Annotated in this window: 16 protein-coding genes; 9 read left to right on the top strand and 7 right to left on the bottom strand. The window is 50.4% G+C overall.

The genetic code is table 11. The features are described 5' to 3' along the window. Positions 1-867: 867 nt before the first annotated feature. The 5 genes from HMPREF3090_RS07785 to HMPREF3090_RS07765 form a co-directional block, all read right to left on the bottom strand. A complete protein-coding gene (locus HMPREF3090_RS07785) occupies positions 868-1,230 on the bottom strand; it encodes a PTS glucitol/sorbitol transporter subunit IIA (RefSeq protein WP_067973938.1) in 363 nt (120 codons plus the stop codon). A gap of 203 nt (positions 1,231-1,433) precedes the next feature. Continuing rightward, positions 1,434-2,738: a TRAP transporter large permease gene (locus HMPREF3090_RS07780; RefSeq protein ID WP_070486407.1), complete on the bottom strand. Its 1,305-nt coding sequence runs from the start codon at positions 2,736-2,738 to the stop codon at positions 1,434-1,436. Next, positions 2,738-3,241: a TRAP transporter small permease gene (locus HMPREF3090_RS07775; RefSeq protein WP_067973945.1), complete on the bottom strand. Its 504-nt coding sequence runs from the start codon at positions 3,239-3,241 to the stop codon at positions 2,738-2,740. The genes HMPREF3090_RS07780 and HMPREF3090_RS07775 overlap by 1 nt, the downstream gene beginning before the upstream one ends. Beyond that, complete coding sequence (locus HMPREF3090_RS07770; protein ID WP_067973947.1) at positions 3,228-4,292, bottom strand: TRAP transporter substrate-binding protein; 1,065 nt, start codon at positions 4,290-4,292, stop codon at positions 3,228-3,230. The genes HMPREF3090_RS07775 and HMPREF3090_RS07770 overlap by 14 nt, the downstream gene beginning before the upstream one ends. A 306-nt stretch (positions 4,293-4,598) precedes the next feature. Next, positions 4,599-5,606, bottom strand: coding sequence for an isocitrate/isopropylmalate dehydrogenase family protein (locus HMPREF3090_RS07765; protein WP_067973949.1), 1,008 nt, complete (start codon positions 5,604-5,606; stop codon positions 4,599-4,601). A 350-nt stretch (positions 5,607-5,956) separates the two neighbouring features. On the opposite strand from HMPREF3090_RS07765, the gene HMPREF3090_RS07760 reads away from it, so the two are divergent. Next, complete coding sequence (locus tag HMPREF3090_RS07760; protein WP_070486405.1) at positions 5,957-7,165, top strand: AI-2E family transporter; 1,209 nt, start codon at positions 5,957-5,959, stop codon at positions 7,163-7,165. A gap of 262 nt (positions 7,166-7,427) precedes the next feature. On the opposite strand, the gene HMPREF3090_RS07755 is transcribed toward HMPREF3090_RS07760, so the two are convergent. Continuing rightward, entirely contained in the window at positions 7,428-8,771 is a 1,344-nt protein-coding gene (locus HMPREF3090_RS07755) for a C1 family peptidase (RefSeq protein WP_070486403.1), read from the bottom strand. A 172-nt stretch (positions 8,772-8,943) separates the two neighbouring features. Here HMPREF3090_RS07755 and HMPREF3090_RS07750 point away from each other — a divergent pair, with 172 nt between their 5' ends. Continuing rightward, entirely contained in the window at positions 8,944-10,080 is a 1,137-nt protein-coding gene (locus tag HMPREF3090_RS07750; RefSeq protein ID WP_070486402.1) for a DNA/RNA non-specific endonuclease, read from the top strand. A 65-nt stretch (positions 10,081-10,145) separates the two neighbouring features. Here HMPREF3090_RS07750 and HMPREF3090_RS07745 read toward each other — a convergent pair whose 3' ends face one another. Next, positions 10,146-10,370, bottom strand: a complete 225-nt coding sequence (locus HMPREF3090_RS07745) for a hypothetical protein (protein ID WP_067973965.1) — start codon at positions 10,368-10,370, stop codon at positions 10,146-10,148. Positions 10,371-11,029: 659 nt separating this feature from the next. On the opposite strand from HMPREF3090_RS07745, the gene cysS reads away from it, so the two are divergent. From cysS to secE, 7 genes are all read left to right on the top strand, one after another. Further along, complete coding sequence (cysS, locus tag HMPREF3090_RS07735; protein ID WP_067973973.1) at positions 11,030-12,448, top strand: cysteine--tRNA ligase; 1,419 nt, start codon at positions 11,030-11,032, stop codon at positions 12,446-12,448. After that, complete coding sequence (locus tag HMPREF3090_RS07730; RefSeq protein ID WP_067973980.1) at positions 12,449-12,862, top strand: Mini-ribonuclease 3; 414 nt, start codon at positions 12,449-12,451, stop codon at positions 12,860-12,862. It abuts the gene before it with no gap. Next, positions 12,849-13,601, top strand: a complete 753-nt coding sequence (gene rlmB, locus HMPREF3090_RS07725; protein ID WP_067973983.1) for a 23S rRNA (guanosine(2251)-2'-O)-methyltransferase RlmB — start codon at positions 12,849-12,851, stop codon at positions 13,599-13,601. Before HMPREF3090_RS07730 ends, rlmB begins: the two co-directional genes overlap by 14 nt. 19 nt (positions 13,602-13,620) lie before the next feature. Further along, positions 13,621-14,142 (top strand): NYN domain-containing protein, encoded by a 522-nt coding sequence (locus HMPREF3090_RS07720; RefSeq protein ID WP_070486400.1) that lies wholly within the window; start codon positions 13,621-13,623, stop codon positions 14,140-14,142. Positions 14,143-14,185: 43 nt separating this feature from the next. Then, complete coding sequence (locus HMPREF3090_RS07715) at positions 14,186-14,788, top strand: RNA polymerase sigma factor (protein WP_067973989.1); 603 nt, start codon at positions 14,186-14,188, stop codon at positions 14,786-14,788. 85 nt (positions 14,789-14,873) lie between these two features. Then, positions 14,874-15,026 (top strand): 50S ribosomal protein L33, encoded by a 153-nt coding sequence (gene rpmG, locus HMPREF3090_RS09675; protein WP_083272431.1) that lies wholly within the window; start codon positions 14,874-14,876, stop codon positions 15,024-15,026. A gap of 154 nt (positions 15,027-15,180) precedes the next feature. Then, the gene (secE, locus tag HMPREF3090_RS07710) at positions 15,181-15,354 is read left to right on the top strand and encodes a preprotein translocase subunit SecE (RefSeq protein WP_067973991.1); all 174 of its coding nucleotides are present in this window, start codon (positions 15,181-15,183) and stop codon (positions 15,352-15,354) included. Positions 15,355-15,577: the final 223 nt, after the last annotated feature.

The raw sequence follows: 15,577 nt of genomic DNA, 5'->3' as shown, positions 1-15,577 counted from the left end.
TTACGCCAACTATCCCTAATTCACATCGCTTGCTGGTTCATGGCTAACGATCAAATTCAAAGCTGCACTACTGCTTACAAGTAAATGATACAGAAATTATATCTTAATTTACTAGATTACCAGCATTAAAATATCGATCTCCTTATTTTTGAGGGATGGATAATCGTTAACTTTTGAAAAACTGCTTGATTAGCAAGTAGCTGACAGGGAACTTTTTAATGAGGCGTCCGTTTGCGAGTAGGGTCTTGGCAAGTTGCGAATGATGATCTTGTTTGCGAGTAGGGTCTTGGCAAGTTTCGAATGCGGCCTCCGTTCGCAAGTAGACTTATGCCAACTCGCAAACGGGGCTCCGATTAGCAAATAGGGTCGCGCTAATTCGTGAATGCCCCTCGTTTAGCAAGTTGACCTCCTGCTAGGCAAGCTGCTTAGCCTCACCATAATGAAAACAAGCTAGCGAGGCCCTTGCTAGCTTGTTGATCCTTATATTATATTTTTACACATTAACTGCGCCATATTTTACTTGGACTTGGCTTGGCAATCCGCATTCGGACCTTTTGATTGTGGGTTGATCGTCCTCGATCCACACTTCCGATGTTTGCTTAAAGGTTGATCGCTACTAATCCACACTCTCGGTGTTTGTTTAAAGCTTGGGAGCTGCCAACCCACACTCCTGGGATTTGATTGTGGCTTAAGCTGGCCTTATCACTTTGCCTCCAGTCATTCAAAGTCTGGAGGCAACTGCTCACACCCTATAGTCGGGTTCAGGCTAGCAGAAATAGCTCCTCTTCACAAAGATCCGCCGAAGACTTGCAGCCTTCTCTGTCTTTTGGCTCCAGAGGTCTATTTCTCCCGCTAGCCTTCACACCCTTATTTAATTTCGATCCAGGTGTTTTGTTTGATTTCGGGGAAGGGTTTGTCTTCGATGTAGATGGTGCCTGGGATGTCGGCTTCTGTGGCACCGTTGGCTTTGAAGGTGACGTGGTTGATGGTGCGGAGGTTTTTCTCAGCGATGTCGCCGACTGCGGTGATTTCGAAGCATTGACCGGAGATGCATAGGCACTGGCCGGTTTCGATATGGCCGGGGAAGTCGATGTCCGTGATGAGGACGCTGTAGTTTTTGACTTCGGACATGACGTCGGCGTTGGAGAATACGAGGAGGAGTTTTTCTCCGAGGAAGCGGTCAACGGCTTGGCCGACATTGGCGATTTTGGCTTTGAATTGTGTTGGCATATAGGTTCTCTCCTTTGCTTAAATACGGGGGTTAAAAAATCTCTTTCCCTTCAAGTATAACTTAGTCTTATTGCAATGACAACGCATACATTTGGAAAGAACATTTAAAAAAATGAGTCTATGATCCGGAATTATTTTTAGAAAGAGGGTCGTCATTTAAAAAAGAGGCTGGACCTTTTGTCCTAGCCTCTTGATTAAGCATTCTATAGGAGCCCGGCCAATTCTGGTAACCAGAGCGAGATGGCTGGGACGTAGGTGACGAGGAGTAAGCCGGTGAGGATTGCTCCATAGTAGCTGAGCATGTAGGGCATAACGTCTGCCAGGGTCGACTTGCCGACGCGGATGGCGACGAAGAGGGGGTTGCCGACCGGTGGGGTGATGTTCCCGATACAGAGGTTGTAGACCATGATAATCCCGAAGTGGACAGGAGACATACCAAAGGAAGTTGCGATTGGTAAGAAGATGGGCGTGAAGATCAGGATAGCTGGGGTCACGTCCATGAAGGTCCCTGAAATTAAGAGAATAATGTTGATGATCAACATGATCGCCAGTGGGTTCTCGGTGATGCTGAGTAGGGCACCTGCAATGGCTTGGGGAATGCCGGTGAAGGCCATGACCCAGCTGAGAATATTTGAAACCCCAATCAGGAAAACAACCATACCGCTGGTTTCGGCACTATCAACCAGAATTTTGTAGAGGTCTTTCAAGCTAATGGACCGGTAAACCACAACGGAGATAAAGAGGGCGTAGATAACCGCAATGGCAGAGCCTTCTGTTGCGGTGAAGACGCCGGCGATGATCCCGCCGATAACAACCACGATAAGGGAGAGGGGCAGGAGGGCATCCAGGGTGGCCTTGCCCAGGCGTTTCCAGTCGAAGGGACGTTGGTCACCCAGGTAGCCTTTTTTGCGGGCCATGATGAAGGCGACGACCATACAGGCTAAAGTCCAGATCAAGCCAGGCAGGTAGCCGGCCATGAAGAGGGCAGCGACTGAGGTCCCACCAGAAACTAGGGAATAGGTAATTAAGGCATTGGATGGGGGAATTAAGAGTCCGCTCGGTGCAGAGGCCCCGTTGGTAGCAGCGGCTAGGTCCATGTCGTAACCCTGTTCGCGCTCGCCGTCTTGAACCATGCCGCCGACTGCTGCCGCGGCTGCTGCGGCTGAACCTGAGATGGCGCCGAAGAGGGCATTGGCCCCCACGTTGGTGAGTAGGAGCGAGCCAGGAATCTTACCTACGATGGCTTCCACGAAGTTCACCAGGCGCTTGGCGATCCCGCCTTGGTTCATGATATTCCCTGCTAGGACGAAGAAGGGAATGGCGACTAGGGTAAAGGTTGAAGTCCCGGAGAAGATCCGCTGGGCAGCGGTGATCACTGTTGTTTCCAAGGACATCGTTGGTAGGATCGCGCCAATCGCTGAAATCCCAATCGCAATCGCAATCGGAATCCCTAAGACCAAGAGGATGGCCAAGAGGGCGATCATAATAATTAAAGATTGAATAGCCATTAGTTGTCTGCCTCCTTCGTTGACTGGTCTAAAGCGACGGGTTTTTGATAGATATCATAAATGTTTAAAATGCTGTAGATGGCAATAAAGAGCCCACTCAGCGGGATAACCGCATAGAAGTAACCCATCGGCACCGAAAGGGAGGAAGACATTTGTCCCATGGTGAGGGAAGTGATTTCAATCCCCCCATAGATCAAAACGACCACCGCAAAGACGAAGATGAGCCCTTCACTGAGAAGGTTGAGGGTCTTTTGGGTCTTAGGTGAAAAGCGTTCCAAGACCACAGGAATGTTCATATGCTCCCGCTTGCCGAAGACATAGGCAGCCCCGAACATGGTCACCCAGGCGAACATATAAGAAGCTAGTTCTTCTGACCAGGTCGAGGGGGCATGGAGGAGGTAGCGGGTGAATACTTGCCAGACTGTTAAGAGGGTCATCAAGCCCAAGGTGACGGCATTGAAGACACGCATGATCTGGTCTAGAATATGTCTAATTTTTTGCATCTGCCTGCGCCTCCTTATCTTCAGCCTTGACGGTCTTAGCCTTTTCTTCGATTTGTTTGTAGATTTTCTCTAGGGAAGGGTTGGCCTCGAGGACTTCTTTGTGGAGAGGCATGACCGCTTCACGGAAAGGCGCTGTATCGGGATAGTTGAACTTAACGCCCATGTCTTTTTCAGCTTTTTCCCGGGCTTCTTCTACTTTTTCTTGCCAAGCTTGGTGTTGGGTATCCTGCATAATTTGGAAGCCCTTGTCGAAGATTTTCTTGTCTTCAGCTGGCAGTTCATCGAGGAAGCGGCTGTTGACGATCACTTCGTCGGGGATCATTTGGTGGAGGGTATAGGAATAATTCTTCACAATGTCCCCGTGGCCGTTCTCAGTCAGAGCAAGTTCGTTGTTTTCAGCTCCGTCGATCACGCCCGACTGGATAGCGGTGTAGACATCCCCGAAGCCCATTGGTGTCGCAGAGCCGCCGAGGAGTTCCATCATGCGGACATTGGTAGGGGATTGTTGGACCCGGATCTTGAGCCCAGAGAGGTCAGAAGGTTTCTCGATTGGTCCCTTGGTTACATAGAAGTTCCGGGTACCAGCGTCTAACCAAGCCTTGGTGATGAAACCTGATTCTTCCGTCCCATTGAAGATCGGACCGACGATTTCAGGATCATTCATCACGGCATGGTAAATTTCTGGAGTTTCAAAGAGATAGGGTAGGTTGAAGATCTGGAACTGTTGGTTGAAGGTTTCCAAGATAGAGTTGGAAGCCACCGTAATCTCAATAGCACCGGTCTGGGTGAGCTGGACCATATTGGTTTGGGTCCCCAAGAGCTCACTAGGGTAGATTTGGACATCATACTTGTCCCCTAGCTCCTGTTCAATGTACTTCTCGAATGCTTCCATCCCGATATGGGTGGGGTGGTTGGACGACTGGTTATGGGCAATGCGGATAATCCGCTGCTTCTGTTCGGCCTGTACTTGCACAGGTAAAACAACCATGACAAGGACGCTTAAAAGGCTCAAAATAATAGCAAATTGACTGAATAAACGCCGCTTTTTCATGTGTAATCACACTCCTTCATAAAATATGGTCACCATCCCGAAAGATGATGACGCTTACACACTATTATACAATAAAGTTAAGCTGAGTTGTTAATCGTTTTCATTAATAATTTCTCAGATTATGAAAACTGGGATTAATAGATATGAACTGGATTCTAGCTTAGATGACTTGGGGAGAGCATCCACTCCTGGTCATATCTAACTGTATTTTATGTTTTTATATGAAATAGAAAGGTGTAAAAAAATCCCCTTAAACTAACTGTACTTTTTGCATAGCTAATCTAAGGGGGGAAGATCACTGATGTTTTATTTATTGTTTTTTAAATCCTGGCAAAGGGCTTGGCAGTATTCGGATCCGCTGGCGGGGCCGCCGAGGTCAGCAGTGAGCTTTTCTTTCTGGCTGAGGACTCGGTCTAGGCTCTGGCGGATTTTTTGGGCGCAGTCTGTTTGGCCGATGTGGTCGAGGAGGAGGCAGGCGCTCAAAATCATGGCGGTAGGGTTGGCCTTGCCTTGGCCGGCGATGTCAGGGGCTGAGCCGTGGACGGCTTCGAAGATTGCCAAGTTATCGCCGATATTAGCGCCGGGGACCAGGCCCAGGCCACCGATCAGGCCTGCCATGAGGTCGGAGAGGATGTCGCCGTAGAGGTTTTCCGTGACGATGACATCGAACTGCTTGGGGTTGATCACTAATTGCATGGCCATGTTATCGACCAGGACTTCTTTGAGCGGAATCTCTGGGTAGTCCTGGGCGACTTGGCGGGCGGTGTCCAGGAAGAGGCCATTGCTGAGCTTCATGATATTAGCCTTGGTGACCACTGTGACATGGCGGCGATGGTGGTCTTGGGCATAGTCGAAGGCCTGGCGGATGATCCGTTCGGAAGCTTGGCGCGTGATGATCTTGATGCTATGCATGACATCGTCCGAAATCTTCTCTTCAACGCCGGCGTAGAGGTCTTCAGTATTTTCCCGGAAGAGGACCAGGTCCAGGTCGTCGAAGAGGGCGGGAACTTGGCCCAGTGAGCGGACAGGACGGAGGTTGGCGTAGAGGTCGTACTTCTTGCGCAAGGCTACGTTGGCACTGCGGAAGCCCGTCCCAATTGGTGTCGTCATGGGGCCTTTGAGGGCTAAACCATTGGCTTCGATGCTTTGGTAGACAGGGTCAGGAATCAGCTCACCCGTCGCCTCATAGACGGCTTGCCCAGCTTCTTGGACATCCCACTGAATATCCGCTCCGGCTGCCTCTAGGACTTGGACGGTATAGTCGGCAATCTCAGGGCCGATGCCGTCACCAGGAATCAAGGTTACTCGAGTCATTTGGAATCGCTCCTTTGTCTATATTTTACCCCCATTATGCCAGAAAAAATGCCCAATTGCGACCAGTATCCTGACTTGCTAGCTAGACAGGGAGGTGATAAAATAAAGACAATGCAGTCGTGTATAAAGGGTGTGAGACTTGGCGTTTAGGCTTGGATGATTGGAGCAAGTCAGAATAAGAGCGAAGTATTCGCTCGTTTCTGACTTGTGAAATCACTCCAAGCCTGCCAAGTCGAACCCGACTAAAGGGTGTAAGCAAGAGTGATTAACTTTGGATGCTTGCACGTTTCCAACTTGCGAAAGCACTTCAAGTCTGCAACTGAGAACCCAACTATTTTGGAGGATATGAAATGAAAATCAAAGCAATCGAGCGGATGGCTCTCAAGCTCTTACTTTTGACGGCCTTGCTCGTTTTAATTATTGTCAACTGGCAGAGTACTCTGTCGATCTTTGCTACCTTGCGTGGGGTGGCCTACCCCCTCATCTTGGGTTGTGCCATTGCCTATGTGGTCAACATCTTGATGAGTAAATATGAGAAGTGGCTCTTTCCCAATACGGAAAAAGCCTGGTTGGATGGCCTCCGCCGCGGCCTAGCGATGTTCTTGGCCTTCCTGACCATCATCCTAGTTGTGATTTCTGTTCTCATGTTGGTAGTGCCCCAAGCGGTCAATGCGGTGACCACCTTTATCTATGCGGTCCCTGCCCTAATCCGCGATGTGGAGCGCTTCTTCTTTGACCTGGCGGACCGTTTCCCGCAGGTGCTGACCATGATCAACCGGATCGATTTCGATATTCAAAATATTACCCAACGTGTAGGCCAGGCGGCAACAAGCTTTGCCCAGTCCACCCTCCAGTCCCTGCTTGCCATGGCCGCAACTTCAGCTTCAGCCGTGATGAACTGGGTTTTGGGTCTCATGTTCTCGGTCTACCTGCTCTCTTCTAAGGAGAAATTAGGCAAGCAGTTCCGCCACCTGGTGACTAACTATTGCACTCCCCGCCACAGTAACTTTATCTTGAATGTGGTCGGCTTGGCCCACCACAGTTTCTCCAACTTTATTGCGGGGGAAACTGTTGAAGCAGCGATCCTGGGCTCCTTGGTGGCAGCTGGGATGTGGGTCCTTCAATTGCCCTACGCTGGGATGATTGGGGCTTTAACCGCGGTTCTAGCCTTTATCCCTATCCTGGGGGCCTATGTGTCCGCAGGGATCGGCGCTTTGCTTCTCCTCACTAATTCCTTCTCGCAGATGGTCATCTTCTTGATCTTTATCGTGGTGATCCAACAATTGGAGGGGAACCTGATCTATCCATTCGTTGTCGGCAATTCCATCGGCTTACCTGGCCTCTGGGTCCTAGTTGCCGTCACCATCGGCGGGGGTGTAGCTGGCGTCCTCGGCATGATCCTGGGCGTTCCGCTGGCCTCCATGTTCTATCTCATGGTCCAAAAAGACATGCGCTACCGCGACCGCTTACAGGGCATGGGAGCTAGCCAGGAAAAAGCCAAGATCCCCTTCCTCGAATCCCTCTACCAGTCTGATTACCTGGACCAGCTAGAGGACTAAATCGTATTCTGATAAAGCTTAACCGCTCTTCTTCCTGGAGAGCGGTTTTATTTATGACTAAGTAAAAATTATTCAAAAGGTTTTTTCTTGTTAAGCGAAGGTGTAGCTAAGCAAACAAAGAATTAAAATGTATTAAAACAAGCCTCCCCTCGGACCAAGCTGGCCCGAGGGGAGGCTTTTGGGTATTAAACTGTAAGCATATAAAGATCAAATGCAAAAGCAAAATGGACGTTTAGCGATCTTAGCATTTACAGCCTTAATTTTATTGGTGCTTAGCTAATGAGCCCATTGGATCCCATGGGGCGAGGTGGATCGGCTCTTGGTCGTACTTGCCTTGCCAGTCGCTTGGCAGGTAGCGGCTAGGGAGGGTGATTTGATAGTTGTATTCATCGAACCACTTGTCGGACATGCTGAAGATACCGTCGTCACCGACCTTCTTGCCCCAGCTGTTTTCAACCTTCCAGTTGATGGCTTGGCCGTCCGCGTCTAGGTCGACACCGACCAGCACCATGGCATGGGTGAGGACGCTGACGCCGTAGTCGAGGCGGGCTTCCTTGCTGAGATTTAGGCTGTCGCCGAGAGTGGCTTCATAGTCGAAGAGATCGGTGTCCATGATCCCCCACTTGCTGTAGCTGGACTTGCCCACATCGCAACCAAACCAGACAGGAACCCCATCCTTGATGGCTGCAATGGCTGCTTCCTTGAGCACGTCGATCGGCGCATTGAGGTACTTAATCGGTTTTTCTTCGGCGATAGTACCCAGATAGTCTACGGTAAAGGTCTTGCCATAGGGTTTGTCTTGGGTTGGGGCGTTGATCAAGCTGACCATATCTTCCGTTTCGATGCCGCCGTAGTCTTGGAAGAAGCTTTGTGGAGTCAAGTCTTGGAGCTTGTGGTAGTTGCCGTCCTTGTCGCGGTAGCTGTAGTCGAAGACTTCAGGAACGGGCCCCAATGCTTTGACGAGTAATTGGTAGACAAAGTAGAGCTGTTGGTCGCGTTTCTTCGCTAAGTCGTCCTGGCTTTGGCCAGCTTGGCCAGCTTGGGCGGCTTGGCGGAGTTCATAGGCGAATTCCCGAAGCTTGTTATTGAGCGTTTCGTTGAGTAAGCGGGTGTTTGAGGAGTGGAAGCTTTCTGGCATAACTTCTTTCGGCACACTCCCGTATTTATTAAGGATGCCGGCGAACATTTCCCATTGGCCGCCATCTTCTTGTGGGGCTTGGAGGAGGTGCCAGATGAGCCGGTCATTGAGGTCGCGGTCAGCTGTCTCGATGATGCTATTGAGGAAGTAATTGGCTTTCTCAAGCTTGTCCCAGAAGAGGGTGTAGTTTTGTGAGAATTCGAAACTTTCCAGGTTGAGTTTTTCCATCACATGGACGCGGGCCGTGTTGAGGGCAGAGAACATCCAGCAGCGGCCGCTCGATTTTTGGTCAGTGATTTTCCCACGCTTGGTTTCTTCAGAGAAGGCGAAGGGATGTTGGCGGCGGACGTCTGCGTTCAAGCTGGCCTCTTGGATCCCGACCTGGTGGATGGCATGTTGGCTGGCCCGGTTGGTCGGGTCTTTTTCATATTTTTCTTTAAAAGCTTGTCTAAGTTCTTGGTTAATCATTCGAATCGCTCCTTTATTAAGCTAGATTACAGTATTATTCTAACAAAGACTGATCCAGTTGACAATTAGGGTAACCTAAAATACTCCTGGGCAATTTTGAAAAATAGCGAATGCAAGTTCGCCTCATTTTTGCTAGAATAGAAGCAGACTTTTTTCGGATGGGGGTAGCGGGATGCAAGTTATTTTTTCTTTGATATTATTACTGAGTCTAGGCTTTATGTTTTATTATTGGCAGCGAAGTTTGACCAAGCGACGGATTACGGCCTTTACGGCATTGAATGGGGTCTTGGGCCTGATTGCGACCAATGACCTCAAGGCAGCCCTCGCGACTTTTGCAGTCTTGAGCGCTATCTTCTCGGCCTTGAATATTAGACGGAATAAGCGCTGGCGGAACTTGGCCGTTATCCTGGCGGTAGTGTCAACGGTGATCCTCTTGGTAGTGTCGGCTAGTCCGGCGCCTCAGAAACTGCCGGGCGATGCGGGCCAAACTTCCTATTCTCAAGCCCAGCGCTCGGCTTCGTCAGAGAGCGGCAGCCAGGCATCTTCTGCTTCCCAGTCGGGGGATGACAAACTCCACTACCCCGAGCTTCCTGCCCAAACAGAGGAGGGGAGCGAAGACCTGCCGGGTAAGGATCGGACGGCGCCGCCAGCCCCCCATGATCCGGAGCCCGAAGCAGGGGGTGTGGTGCCCCAGGTTCCGGCTGACCAAGCCTATGTGGCCGTCAACAGCAACATCCCTCACTTCAGCAACGCAGACATCTCCTCCACCCAGGCCTATGAGGACTATGGACAGTTGGATGCTTACGGTCGAGTAACGGCGGCCAATGCGGTCCTGGGCCAGGAGCTCATGCCGGACGAGGACCGGGGAGATATCTCATCAATTCGTCCGACTGGTTGGAAGCAGGCTAAGTACCCCAGTGTGGATGGGGGCTGGCTTTACAATCGCAGCCACTTGATTGGCTACCAGTTGACTGGAGAGAATGCCAATATCCGCAACCTGATGACCGGCACCCGCTACTTCAATGTGGAAGGCATGCTTCCCTTTGAGAACTATGTGGCCAATTATATTGAAGAAACGGGCAACCATGTCCGCTACCGGGTGACCCCAGTCTTTGAAGGGGAGAATATGTTGGCGTCCGGCGTCTATATGGAGGCCTTCTCCATTGAAGACAACGGAGAAGGCATTAAATTCAATGTCTTTGTGCCCAACCGCCAACCCCAGGTCGCTATCGACTACCGGACCGGTGCCAGTCGCGGCCAGGAAGGGCCCCTAGAAGAAGATGAGCTTCCTAAGCTTCCTCAAGAATAAAAAGATCATTATCCATTCAAAAAATCCAGGTGCAAACAGACCGGCACCTGGATTTTTTGTGGGGATTACTGATTGTTTATAGTAGGCTTCTGGCTATCGATAGGAACTTCTTGGCTGGTCCCTTCTTGATTAGCTGCTTCTGGCTGACTGTTAGAGGAGGCTTCAGAGTCTGGCTTTGAGCTTGAAGCGCCGTCAGCATTATCTTCAACAATGGGTTGGGTTTGACCTGATTTGACTTCCTGGCTCTCTTGGCTAGCGGCAGGTTCTTCGGCTTCTTCTTCGCGGCTCACCTTATTACAGGCGACCAGGCTGACGAGAGAGGAGGCAGAGGCCTAGTTTCAATCGATTCTTCATATCTTTAACTCCTAATTTTTCTTTGTTTGTCGGGTTCACGCTTAGTCTATCACAGTTTTTTTATGAAGGGGAGGGGAAAGGGACATGTTTTTAATTTTCAAGTGGTCGATTTGTAAATCTTGGGTGAAGAAGGGCCAGCTATTTAGGGCATTATTGCTGGTTTTCTGTCTTTTTTGCGATCTTTTAAGTATTCTTTCCTTTACAAGGGCGAGAAGCGAGCAACTTGCTTTTTTTGCTAGCTTTTATGGTGGAAAGATTTACGTATCGAAAAAGAAAGGTCAAGCCTCTCGATAAAGGGCTTGACTTCGAAGTTTAAGCCAATCCCGATGCTTTGGCGAAGCTTGAAAGGGGCGATAAGCTGACCAATCTTTACAGAGGCTCGCCAAGAGCATTTGAAGACAAGAAAGAGATTTCTTATACTGAAGGCGCAATGAGCTCTCGGAGGCGCGCTAGCTTGGATGATCCGTTGGCCGGACTTATTGTAGCCTTTCTTACAAGAAGTAAGATGTTTGCTTTTGAACTTGTCATAAAGATGATAGAATAGAAGTTAAGAACATTGAATACTACTTGTAATCCAGAGAAGGGTGGTAAGTGCATGTTGAAGATTTACAACACCTTAACCAATCAAAAAGAAGAATTTAAAGCCATTGAAGAGGGCAAGATTTCCATGTATGTGTGTGGACCAACTGTCTACAATTATATTCATATTGGGAATGCCCGCAGTGTCGTTGCCTTTGATACCATCCGCCGTTATTTCTTATACCGCGGCTATGACGTTAACTTTGTGTCCAACTTTACAGATGTTGACGACAAGATCATCAACCGGGCCAATGAAGAAGGCATTAGTGCCAAGGAAGTGGCGGATAAGTACATTGAAGCCTACTATGCCGACACCGATGCCCTCAATGTGATGCGGGCGACCCGCAATACCCGGGTGGTGGAGACCATGGACGATATTATTGCCTTCGTGGAAGACCTGATCGCTAAGGGCTTTGCCTATGAGCTCGATGGCGATGTCTACTATCGGGCCCGCCGTTTCGACCACTATGGCTGCCTGTCTGACCAGTCCATTGATGACTTGCGCGAGGGGGCCAGCGAACGGGTAGGGATCGATTCCCAGGCCAAGAAGGAAGACAGTGTGGACTTTGCCCTGTGGAAGGCGGCTAAGCCAGGCGAACCTTCTTGGGAATCGCCTTGGGGCCAAGGCCGTCCAGGCTGGCATATCGAATGCTCGGTCATGGCAACCAAGTATTTGGCCGATACCATTGACATCCACGGCGGGGGCCATGACTTGATCTTCCCCCACCACGAGAATGAAATTGCCCAGTCGGAAGCTAAGACGGGCCAGCCTTTTGCCCATTATTGGATGCATAATGGTTTTGTGACGATTGGTGATGATGGTGAGAAGATGAGTAAATCCCTAGGGAACTTCGTCTTGGCGCACGATTTAATTGAGAAGGTGGATCCACAAGTCATCCGCTTCTTCCTATCCAGCGCCCACTACCGCAGTCCCCTTAAATTCAGCGAGTCAAGTCTTGACGATGCACGGAAGAATTTAGAACATCTCCGGATTGCTTATCAGAATATCAACTACCGCCTAAAGGATGCGGTTGACCAGCTGGCTGATGATGATGTGGCCTTGGTCAAGCGCGACCAGTTCCAGGTGGACTTTATCGAGGCCATGGATGATGACATTAATGCGCCGAATGGCTTGACGGTAATCTATCAATTGATGCGGGAGATCAACCGTTACTTAGAAGCAGACCAAGTATCTAAAGTAGTGCTTGAAGCCTACCGCGACCTCTATCTCGAATTCTTAGGGATCTTCGGGGTGACCTTCACTGAAGACAAGGAACTCTTGGATGATGATATCCAGGCCCTGATTGAGGAACGTGACCAGGCCCGGGCTAACAAGGATTATGCCCGCAGTGATGCCATCCGCGACCAGTTAAAGGCAGAAGGGATCATCCTAGACGATACCCCTCAAGGCACCCGCTGGAGAAGAAGTGAGTAGATGAAGGACCAAGCGATCAAACAACTGAGTGGCTTGCCCCTGGCCTATATGGGGGATGCCGCTTGGGAAATCTGTGTCCGTCAGACCTTACTGGAACGCGGGCTCACCCGGCCTAAAGACCTCCACCGAGAGGCTACTGCCTATGTGAGTGCACGCGGCCAAGCCCAGGCCATGGAGGTCCTACTTGAAGGTGACCGCTTGACTGAGGAAGAGATCCGCATTTATAAGCGGGGACGGAATGCCTCCCCCCATACGTCAGCCAAGAATGCCAGCAAGCAGGACTACCGGGTGGCGACGGGTTTTGAAGCCTTGATGGGTTACTTGTACCTGATCCAGCCCCAGGGACGTTTTGAAGACTTGAGCCAGGAATGTCTGGCGATTATAGAGGAGCGAATTGACCATGAAAGAAAGTAAAAGTTCCGACCAAGATTTTGTGATAGGCTTCCATAGCGGCATGGAGGTCTTGGAACACTCGGACCGGGACGTCAACAAGGTCTTTATCCAAAAAGGCCTCCAAGACAAACGCCGCCAGCAGATTGTCCGCGCCTGTAAGAAGGAAGGGGTGACCTTCCAGGAGGTGCCCAAGGCCAAGCTGGACCAGCTGAGTGATGGGGGCAACCACCAAGGCCTAGTAGTGGCAGTAGCTGCCTACCAATATGCCAGCCTGGAAGACCTCTTCCAGCGGGCCCGCGACCGGGAAGAAGACCCTTTCTTCTTAATGTTAGATGGGATTGAAGATCCCCACAATTTGGGCTCGATCTTGCGGACAGCGGATGCGGTCGGCTGCCACGGCCTGATTATTCCAGAGCGCCGGGCAGTGGGTCTGACCCAGACGGTGGCTAAGACCTCTACCGGGGCGATTGAGCATGTGCCCGTTGCCCGGGTGACCAATCTCTCCCAGTGTGTCCGCCAGTTGAAGGAGGCGGGCGTCTGGGTCTTCGGGACCGACATGAAGGGGCAGAACTATTGGCAGATGGATGCCACCCTGCCTTTAGCCCTGGTGATTGGTAACGAAGGCAAGGGTATTTCGCCTGGCCTCAAGAAACACTTGGACGGCACGCTTGCCATCCCTATGCGCGGCCATGTTCAGAGCCTGAATGCTAGTGTGGCTGCTGCCCTCTTAATGTACCAAGTCTACGCCAAACGTTCTTAACCTGATAGAGGAGGTCAGTATGAAGCGAAACCGATTAATTGTCGATGGTTATAATATGATTGGCTCCTGGCCTCCACTCAAACGGCTCAAGGACCAAGATCAGATCGAGGAGGCCCGGGACCTCTTACTGGAACTCTTGTCTAACTATGCCGCCTACCATAACTACGAGACCTGGGTTGTCTTCGATGCCATGTTCGTTCCCGGCCTCTCCCAGACCTATGACCAGTACAAGCTTCATGTGGTCTATACCGCTGAGAAGGAGACGGCCGATGCCTATATTGAGGCCATGATGGATGAGATGGTGGGAGTCTTGCGCAATGTGACCGTTGCGACCAGTGACTTGGCGGAGCAGCGGATGGTCTTCCAGAAGGGAGCCCTGCGCAAGTCCGCCAACGAACTCTGGCACGACATCCAAAAGACCCAGCTCGACATTAGCCAGGGCGATGAGAACTATGATCCCAACGCCTACCAGCGGATGGTGCCCTGGTCCTACCAACAGATGCGCGACTTGAAGTCTCTCTTAGAGGACCTCTCCAAATAATTTCTTCTGATAAGTAATCCTGCCTAATACTAGGGAGGATACCATGACCACTTGGAAGAACCGTGCTGCTAATGACCATAAACTTTGCCAGGCTGCTAGCCAGGGCCAGGAAGAAGCCTTCAGCGAACTCTACTGGCTCTACCGCCCCTTGATGGGTTACTTCTATCCCCGGGTGCGCGGCTATATGGACTATGATGACTTTCTCCAGGAAGCGGGAAGCCAGCTCTTTGAATGCGTCAACCGCTACCAGGCGGGCGAAGCCGGACAAGCGAGCTTCTACACCTTCTATGCCAACTGCCTGCAGTATTTAATTTGTAATATCTACCGCCACTACCAAACAGAGAAGCGGCGGATGCCCGATCCCTCGGTGTCCATTAACTGCCCCGTCGCTCAACTGGAAGACCAATTGGCCGCCTATGCCCATATCGACCACGATCCCCAAGCTGCTTATGCCTTTCATTATTATCTCGATTGTTTTGAGAGTGCCTTGTCCCCCATGGAGCGGGCCGTCCTAGCAGCTTACTTGGAAGGCCTGGACTGGCAAAACATCGGTAAGCAGCTCGGCATCGGGACGAAGTCTAGCCGTACGGCCTTCTACCGGGCCAAGTCCAAATTGGTCCAGCTCATTAAGGAAAATAAGCCTTGACCACTGACCAATCAAGTTTGACAAAAGCTCCAAAAATCGTTACTATAACCAAGTATATGAAATAAGATAGAAATGGGGCAGCAGTATGGCAACCAAAAAAATTATACTCGCATGCTCAAAGTGTGGCTCCCGTAACTATACAGTGAAGAGCAATCCAGCCAACCGGACAGAACGACTCGAAGTCAAAAAATTCTGCCGCCACTGCAAGGGCCATACTTTGCACCAACAAACCAAGTAAGACAAGAGAGTGTGACAAAAGTCGGCCAGCTCTGGACCAGTGGAATAAACGCCAGAGCTGACTTTTGGAGCAGGTTTAGAAAAATAATTATTTATCAAAGAATAACTGGAGCTTTTGTCCCAGTTAACAAGTAAGATAAGAGAGGAAGCAGAAGATGAGTTTTATCAAAGGAGTCTTTCATGAAATGCGTATGGTTGAATGGCCGTCTGGCAAACAACTCATGCGCGACACAGGAATCGTCTTAATCACCATCCTCATCGCCGCCATCTACCTCGGCGTTGTCGATGAACTAGTCACCATGCTCTTCGGTTGGTTCATTCAATTGTAATAAGGGTGTGAGGGCTGGCGGTTAGCTTTCGTTCACTGGAGCAAGTCACCAAAGCAGTCTGAAAGACTAAAGGGTGTGAAGGCTAGCGGTAGAAATAGGGCTCTGGAGCCAAAAACCAGAGAAGACTGAAGGTCTTCGGCGGATTTTGGTGAAGAGGAACTATTTCTGCTAGCCTAAACCCGACTGCGTCGGAGACTTGTGAAGTGACACGAAAGCTGCCAGA

It is taken from the genome of Aerococcus sp. HMSC23C02, from assembly GCF_001806805.1.
Classification (GTDB): domain Bacteria; phylum Bacillota; class Bacilli; order Lactobacillales; family Aerococcaceae; genus Aerococcus; species Aerococcus sanguinicola.
This window is presented reverse-complemented; position numbering and strand designations above follow the sequence as displayed.